8 protein-coding genes are annotated in these 7,438 nt (G+C 71.8%); 5 read left to right on the top strand and 3 right to left on the bottom strand.

Annotated elements, in window-relative coordinates; translation table 11 throughout:
* Nucleotides 1–274 precede the first annotated feature (274 nt).
* The gene (locus ACFQUZ_RS32270) at nucleotides 275–1,306 is read left to right on the top strand and encodes an NAD(P)-dependent alcohol dehydrogenase (RefSeq protein ID WP_377449074.1); all 1,032 of its coding nucleotides are present in this window, start codon (nucleotides 275–277) and stop codon (nucleotides 1,304–1,306) included.
* Here ACFQUZ_RS32270 and ACFQUZ_RS32265 read toward each other — a convergent pair.
* The gene (locus ACFQUZ_RS32265) at nucleotides 1,303–2,418 is read right to left on the bottom strand and encodes a geranylgeranyl reductase family protein (RefSeq protein ID WP_377449071.1); all 1,116 of its coding nucleotides are present in this window, start codon (nucleotides 2,416–2,418) and stop codon (nucleotides 1,303–1,305) included. The genes ACFQUZ_RS32270 and ACFQUZ_RS32265 overlap by 4 nt on opposite strands.
* A 119-nt stretch (nucleotides 2,419–2,537) precedes the next feature.
* Between ACFQUZ_RS32265 and ACFQUZ_RS32260 the strand changes: the two genes are divergently transcribed.
* Together ACFQUZ_RS32260 and ACFQUZ_RS32255 are read left to right on the top strand one after the other, a co-directional pair.
* Nucleotides 2,538–2,777 (top strand): hypothetical protein, encoded by a 240-nt coding sequence (locus ACFQUZ_RS32260; RefSeq protein ID WP_377449069.1) that lies wholly within the window; start codon nucleotides 2,538–2,540, stop codon nucleotides 2,775–2,777.
* A complete protein-coding gene (locus tag ACFQUZ_RS32255) occupies nucleotides 2,774–4,210 on the top strand; it encodes an MFS transporter (RefSeq protein ID WP_377449076.1) in 1,437 nt (478 codons plus the stop codon). Before ACFQUZ_RS32260 ends, ACFQUZ_RS32255 begins: the two co-directional genes overlap by 4 nt.
* A gap of 43 nt (nucleotides 4,211–4,253) precedes the next feature.
* Here ACFQUZ_RS32255 and ACFQUZ_RS32250 read toward each other — a convergent pair whose 3' ends face one another.
* The gene (locus ACFQUZ_RS32250) at nucleotides 4,254–4,841 is read right to left on the bottom strand and encodes a class I SAM-dependent methyltransferase (RefSeq protein ID WP_377449067.1); all 588 of its coding nucleotides are present in this window, start codon (nucleotides 4,839–4,841) and stop codon (nucleotides 4,254–4,256) included.
* Here ACFQUZ_RS32250 and ACFQUZ_RS32245 point away from each other — a divergent pair.
* Nucleotides 4,840–5,298 (top strand): MerR family transcriptional regulator, encoded by a 459-nt coding sequence (locus ACFQUZ_RS32245; protein ID WP_377449065.1) that lies wholly within the window; start codon nucleotides 4,840–4,842, stop codon nucleotides 5,296–5,298. The two genes, ACFQUZ_RS32250 and ACFQUZ_RS32245, sit on opposite strands and share 2 nt — an antisense overlap.
* Nucleotides 5,299–5,358: 60 nt before the next feature.
* Here the strand turns inward: ACFQUZ_RS32245 and ACFQUZ_RS32240 are convergent, their stop codons facing one another.
* The gene (locus tag ACFQUZ_RS32240) at nucleotides 5,359–6,705 is read right to left on the bottom strand and encodes an FAD-dependent oxidoreductase (RefSeq protein ID WP_377449063.1); all 1,347 of its coding nucleotides are present in this window, start codon (nucleotides 6,703–6,705) and stop codon (nucleotides 5,359–5,361) included.
* Nucleotides 6,706–6,823: 118 nt separating this feature from the next.
* Here ACFQUZ_RS32240 and ACFQUZ_RS32235 point away from each other — a divergent pair, with 118 nt between their 5' ends.
* A complete protein-coding gene (locus ACFQUZ_RS32235) occupies nucleotides 6,824–7,288 on the top strand; it encodes a MarR family winged helix-turn-helix transcriptional regulator (RefSeq protein ID WP_377449061.1) in 465 nt (154 codons plus the stop codon).
* Nucleotides 7,289–7,438 lie beyond the last annotated feature (150 nt).

Below are 7,438 nucleotides of genomic sequence, written 5' to 3'. Positions count from 1 at the left end.
GATTCCCTCGGGGGCCGGCCCACGCCCCGGGGCTCATCCGCCCGCCGAGCGCGCTGCTACCTGGCCGTACGGGGGATGTAACCAACCGGCGCCCGCCAGGATTCCAGCCTGAGCGTGCCCCCGGTCACGGTCAAACCACCCACCGGACGCGATCAGGTCGTAAATACCCCAGATTCCCCCGTGGCCTCCTGCCGGGTGCCCTCGCGTCACCTCGCACATGCCTGCCCCGGGGACGGGTACGGCCAAAGGGAAGCCGAACCCATGGGAGGACCCGATGCGCGCCGTCCAGATGACCGCCCCGCACACCCTCGAACTGGTGGACACGCCGGTACCGGAGGTGGGTCCGCGAGACGTGTTGCTCGCCGTCTCGGCCGTCGGGGCCTGCCATTCCGACCTGCATCTGCTGGAAGCTCCCGCAGGGGCGTTCCCCACGCCGATGACGCTCGGCCACGAGGTTTCCGGCCGGGTGGCCGAGGTGGGTGCCGACGTCACCGGATGGTCCGCGGGTGAGCCCGCCGCCGTCTACGGCATCATCGGCTGCGGTCAGTGCCGTGCCTGCCTGCGCGGCCTGGAGAACCAGTGCCGGGTCACCCCCGTCGGCGGGATCGGCCTCAGCCGCGACGGCGGCCTCGCCGAGTACGTCGTGGTGCCCGCCTCCCGTCTCCTCAAGGTCGGCGACCTGGACCTCACCCAGGCCGCGCCGCTCACCGACGCGGGACTCACGCCGTACCACGCCATCGAACTGGCCCGCCGGAACCTGCGGCCGGGCGGGTACTGCGTCGTGATCGGGGTCGGCGGGCTCGGCCACATGGCCATCCAGATCCTGGTCGCCACCACGGCGGTCTCGATCATCGCGGTGGACACCAGTGACGAGGCGCTGGGCCTGGCCACCCGGCTCGGCGCTCATCACGTGGTCAAGGCCGGACCGGACGCCGCCGACGAGGTTCGCACAATCGTGGGTCCGGCGCCCGACGGTGCCGACGCCGTGCTGGACTGCGTGGGTGTCCAGCCGACCGTGGACACGGCGCGCTCGGTGGTTGCCACCGGTGGTTCGCTGATGCTTGTCGGCCTGGGCGGTGGAACGCTGTCGGTGCAGCCCAGCGCCGGTCAACTACCGGTGCCCATGGAGGTCGACATCCGGATGCCGTTCTGGGGCACCCGAGCCGAACTGCAGGAGGTCCTCGCGCTCGGCGAACGCGGGTTGCTGCAGGCCGACGTGACGCGCTTCAAGCTGGAGGAAGCGCCGGAGGCGTACGAGAAGCTCCGCAACGGCGAGATCCACGGCCGGGCGGTGATCACCCCCTAGCCGAGCAGGGCGAGCCCGGCACGGACCGGCAGCCGGTCGATGGTCCGCGCGAACGACGCCTCGCCCCGGCAGAACCGGCTGAACATCCGCCACCCGGGCGGGGTGCCGAGCAGCCCGTGGAACACTCCCGGGTGCTTCTCGAACGCGGCCAGCAGCCGGCGCCCCGCCCGCATCTCGGGAACCAGGTCCGCGGTCACCGCGGCGACGTACCGGTCGGGGTCACCATCGGCAGCGGCGGAGCCGGCCAGCGCGCCGGAGCGCAGGGCGAAGCTGATGCCCTCGCGGCTCCACGGCTCCAGCAGTCCCGCCGCGTCGCCGGCCACCAGCACCCGTCCCCGGCGCAGCGGAGACACCTCGGTGCGGCAGCGAGTGAGGTGGCCCGAGTCGTGCACCGGCTCGATCCCGGTCAGCCCGAGCCGGTCGACAAACGCGGCGAGGTAACGGCGGGTCCGCTCCCCCTCGCCCCGGCCGGCGATGACACCGACGGTCAACCGGTCTCCCTTCGGGAAGACCCACGCGTACGACCCGGGCAGCGGCCCCCAGTCCAGCAGCACCCGGCCGCGCCACCGGTCCGCCACCTCCGCCGGCACCGGCAACTCCACTTCAAGCCCGAGGTCGACCTGCTCGTACGCGACGCCGACGTGCCGGGCGGTGACACCGGACGAGCCGTCGGCACCGACCACGACGGCGGCGCTCACCTCGGTGCCGTCGGCGAGCCGGAGCCGTACCCGATCGGGATCCTGCGCGACGGCCCGGACCGCCGCACGCTGCCGGACCTCGGCGCCGGCCCGTTCCGCCGCCTCCCGCAGCCGGTCGTCGAAGCGCTCCCGGCGGACCATGGTCAGCAGCGACCCGTCCCGGTGCCGCCGGGTGAAGCCACGGCGGCCGTCGAGGGTGAAGGTCAACCGGTCGACCCGGTCGTCGGCGGGCACCTCGATCCGGTCGGCGACCGCGGTCAGCGAGGCGCCGATCAAGCCCCCACCGCAGGTCTTGTACCGGGGATGTTCGGCGCGTTCCAGGACAAGGGTCCGGGCACCGGCCCGGGCGGCGGCATATCCGGCGGACAGCCCGGCCGGACCGGCACCCACCACGGCGACATCCCATTCGTTCACGCCGAGCAGCGTAGGACACCGCCGACATTCATGATCACTTGGCGGTCCGGCGGCATCAACCCTGACCAGGCGGGTATCCCACGATCCGCAGACTGCCCGCGGGGGCGGAGGAGGTCGTCATGCAGAAGGTCAAGCTCTCGGAGGTCGAGGAGCGGGTGTACGTCGCGGTCACCGCGCTGGAGGCCCGTGGTCAGGTCCCCTTCCCGGAGGCCATCGCCGAGGAGGCCGGCCTGACCGAGGACGACCTCGTCGCGCCGCTGCGCGAGCTGACCGAGAAGAACCTCGTGCACCGCGAGGATTCGCCGCCCCTGGCCGGCCTCGACTTCGGTCCCCGGTGGTGCGCGGTGCAGCCGGCCTGACCCGAGTGGAGCAGCCGCCGGACCGGGGCCACCCGGCGGTACGACGGTGGCCCGCCCTGGCGGTCGGGCTCATCGCCGCCTTCATGACCCTGCTCGACGTGAGCATCGTCAACGTGGCCGTGCCCTCCATCCAGCGGGCGTTGACCGCCGATCCGTCCGCCCTGCAGTGGGTCCTCTCCGGATATGCCCTGACCTTCGGCCTGGTGCTGGTGCCGGCCGGCCGGTACGGCGACGCCCGCGGCCGGCGCGGCATCTTCGTCCTCGGTCTCGTCCTGTTCACCGTCGCCAGCGCGTCGGCCGGGCTGGCCCGATCCGCCGAATGGCTGATCGGCGCCCGACTCGTCCAGGGGGCCGCGGCAGGGCTGGTCAATCCGCAGGTCACCGGGCTGATCCAGCAACTCTTTCCGGCGCCGGTCCGGGGGCGTCCGTTCGGGCTGCTCGGTGCCACGATCGGCGTGTCCACGGCGGTCGGTCCGCTGCTCGGCGGCCTGCTGATCCAGGCGGCCGGCCCGGAACAGGGTTGGCGCTGGGTCTTCTATGTCAACATCCCGGTCGGACTGATCGCGATCGTCGCCGCCTGGCGGCTGCTGCCGGCACGCGGATCGTCCGACCGTGAGGGGGTCGACCCGCTTGGCGTGACGCTGCTGGGCGTCGGCCTGGTCTGCATCCTGCTGCCGCTGGTGCAGCGGGAACAGTGGCGTGGCCCGGCCGGTTGGTTGCTGATCCCCGCCGGACTGGGTGTGCTCGCCGGGTTCGTCGGCTGGGAACGCCGCTACGGGCGGCGTCGCACCCCGGTTTTCGACCTCACCCTGTTCCGGCTGCCCTCGTACACACTCGGTGCGTTGATCGCGTTGATCTACTTCGCCGGCTTCACCGCGATCTTCTTCGTCTTCACCATCTACCTGCAGAACGGACTGCGGTACAGCGCGCTGGCGGCCGGTCTGACGCTCACCCCGTTCGCGCTCGGTGCCGCGGTGGCCTCGGCGCTCGGCGGCCGAGTGGTCAACCGGCTCGGCCGGCCACTTGTCGCCGCCGGTCTGGCGCTTGTCGCGCTCGGACTGGGCGCGGTGGTGGCGGTGCTGAGCCTGGCACCCGGTCACCTGTCGGCGGTGCTCGCCGCGCCGCTGGCCGTCGCCGGCATCGGCAGCGGTTTGGTGATCACTCCAAACCAGACCCTGACCCTCGCCGAGGTGCCAGTCGATCGGGCCGGCAGCGCCGCCGGGATGTTGCAGACCGGGCAGCGGGTCGGCGCCGCCATCGGGATCGCCGGTGTCGGGGCGGTCTTCTTCGCCGGGCTCACCGACGGCGACTACGCCGCCGCCGTCCGGACCGCCCTGCTGGTCACGATCGGTTTCGTGCTTGTCGCCCTGCTCACCGCCACGGTCGACAGCCGCCTCCATGGCCGCCAAGGGAAGGAGGAGGCCCCTGGTTGACGCTGGGAGGGACTTCTCACCGATCCGGTGGCGGGCGCACCGGTCAGGCCGCTGGTCGGATGGCGGCGAGCCGTTCGATCAGGCCGAGCCGCAGCCGTTCCCGGCGCTCCACCCGGAAGCCACGGCGGATGGCCAGGTCGGCGGGTCGGCCGTGGCGCCACCGCCGTTCGAGGTGATCGAGCAGCAGCAACCGGCCACCCGGGCGGAGGACTCGGTACATCTCGTCCAGGCTCGCCTCCCGGTCGTCGACCTCACACAGCGCCAGCGTGCAGACCACCGTGTCGAAGTCCCGGTCCGGGAACGGCAGCGCCTCCGCCCGCGCCTCGATCACCTCGATGGTGCGGCCGAGGTCGGTCGCCCTCCGCCGGGCCACCGCCAGCATGCCTGGGCTGGCGTCCACCGCCACCAGTCGCACCTGGTTGTCGTACCAGGGGAAGGTACGGCCGGGGCCGGCCGCGACATCGAGGGTACGGCCGGTGGCCCGCGCACCGATCCAGCGCCGGCTGTCTCCGATGGTGAGTCGTTCGACCCGCTGACTCGTTCTCGCGTACCGCTCGGCCCGCCGCCCCCAGACGTCTCGCGTCTGTTCGTCATTGACCATGTCCAGCACTGTGCCGCTTAATGTCGACATGAAGTCAAGCGTCGAGGAGACGGGAATCGGTGACCTGGCCGCGCACTTCGGTCTGGCCACCCACGTACTGCGGCACTGGGAGTCCGAAGGACTGCTCCGCCCCCGCCGGGCGGCGAACGGTCAGCGCCGGTACACGCCGCAGGACCGTACCCGGATCGCGATCGTCCTGCACGGCCGGCGGGCCGGGTTGAGCGTGCCGGAGTTGCGGCGCATGCTGGCCGCCGAGGATCCGGTGGACCGGCGGGCCGTACTGCGCCAGCATCTGACCGAGTTGGACGAGCGCATCGCCGCCGCGACGCGCGCCCGCGAGCTGATCGACCACGCGCTGCACTGCCCGGCCGAGGATGTGCTGCGCTGCCCCGACCTGAACCGGATTGTGCACGTCAGCCACTGCTCGGACGTACCGTGCGAGCGTGACGCGCCCCCCTCCGCGACCGACGTTACCGGCAGTGCGTGAGCGGGCTTGGGCCAGCCGCACGGGGGCGGAGCCGGTCGAGCGTCACCGACCCGGCCGCCGTCACGTGTCGGCGCCCCGGTAGGCGGACAGATCTGCGAGGAACTTCCGGCGCAGTGGCGGGATCCGGCTGGACGAGGCGAAGAAGCCACGGGCACCGGCCAGGGCGAGACGGCCGATGACGGGCCGGTACAGCGGGTCGTCGCCGCTCGTACCGTTGGCACCGCGCGACTCGGCCACCCGGGCGAAGCCGTACCGGATCATCTCCGTCTCGTAGTCGGCGAGCGCGCGCAGCAGCGGCGTACGACCGGAGTATGCTGCCGTGAGCGCGCGGCAGAGCAGGCTGGCGTCGCGCAGCGCCGTGTTGGCTCCCACGCCGTGACCCGGGGTCATGGTGTGGATGGCGTCGCCGAGCAGCGTCACGGTGCTGGTCGGCCAGGGTTCGATGGGCACCGAGGTGGCCAGTGTGACCGGGAAGCAACTGCCCGGGTCGCTCCCCGCGAAGATCGTCCGTAACGCCGGGTGCCAGTCCCGGGTCAGGTCGAGGGCGATCTCGATCAGATCGGCACCCCGGCGGTCGCGTACGTCGGCGGGGAACCGGTCGGCCGCGCTCCACACGGCGAGGTTGAGGTAGTCGCGGGTGTTGTCGTACAGCAGACCGGGCCAGCGGGCGATGAGGTCGGCGTCCGTGCCGCCGACGCCCGCCTTGGGTGCCCCGCGCTCGTCCCAGCCGAACTCCATCACGTGCAGGATGCCCATCCGCCCCCGCCCTCCGAAGATCAGTGAGATTCCGTCGAATACCTCGGGCGGCAGCATGGCCCGCGTTTCCGGGGTGATGGGCGCCTTCGCGGTGATCGAGATGACGCCGGTCTCCTCGACGCGGGCGTGCGGGAGGTACTGCCGGCGGACGGTGGACCTGGTCCCGTCGGCGGCGACAAGGACGTCGCCGGTGGCCGAGGTGCCGTCGGCGAAGTGGGCAGTGACCCCGTCGGCGCGTTGCTCGTAGTGGGTGAAGGTCTTGTCGAAGTGGACCACGTCCTCAACTCCGGTGAGCAGCACCTGGCGCAGCGTCATGCGGGAAACGGAGCGTTCGCTGTTCACCGGGTCGTCGCTCGGCGGCAGCGCGAACGAGGCGGTCCGGCGCATCCGTCCGGTGAGGACGTTGAAGTGCCGGGGCGACCGGGCGCAGGTGGCGCGGAAGGTGTCGAACAGGTCCGGCGGCAGGCATTCGCGGAGCGCCCGGTTGCCGGTGGGATTGATGCCCACCCGGTAGCCGTGCAGCGCGTCCGAACGGGTGCGTTCGCGCTCGTACACGGCGACGCTGATCCCGGCCCGGCGCAGGCCGTGCGCGAGGCACAGCCCGCCGGTGCCGGCTCCGATGACGAGGACGTGGAGAGGGGTGGAGGGCATGGTGACGGCTCCGTCCGGCCAGATGACTAGATTATCGTATGACCATATCGGCTGATCATCAGATAATCTAGGGGCTAGATCGGCGCTATGATCTCTCCGATCGTGGAGAGGGAGCCGCATGGACACCGAGCGGGAGCACCTGGTCGCCGAGGTCGGGCGGGCGATGCAGGAGTACCAGCGGTCGCTCGACGTTTTCGACCAACGGGTCGCCGACCGGCTGGGTCTCAATCGCACCGACACCCGGTGCCTGGAACTGATCTTCGGACCCGGGTCCCTGAGCCCGAGCGAACTCGCGGCGGCCGCCGGGATGACCACCGGTGGCGTCACAACCGCAATCGACCGGCTGGAACGGGCCGGCTACGCCACCCGGGTGCGGGACAGCGCCGACCGGCGGCGAGTCGTCCTCCAGCCCACCGACCGGAGCCGGCGAGCCGTCGACGAGATCTACGGACCGATTGTCGAACGGGGCCGGGTCTACCTCGACTCCCTGGACGCCGCCACGCTGCGCGGCCTGGTGGACTTCCTGAGGTTCAGCACCCGACTCCACCACGAGCACGGTGACCGGGTCGCGGACCGGCGTTGAGCGCGACGACGGGCCCCTCGGCAACGCGTAGCGCGTTGACGAGAGGCCCGTGCCCGTCATGTCGTGGGTCAGCTGTTCCACTGCTCGGCGACCAGGTCAGCGGCCTGGCTCTCCCACTGCGCGTACTTGTCCGGGTACGCCGACACCTGC

The sequence above is a fragment of the Plantactinospora sp. GCM10030261 genome (assembly GCF_042666615.1).
Classification (GTDB): Bacteria; Actinomycetota; Actinomycetes; order Mycobacteriales; family Micromonosporaceae; genus KBS50.
Note: the sequence above shows the minus strand (reverse complement) of the source record. Positions and strands in the feature narration are given on the sequence as shown.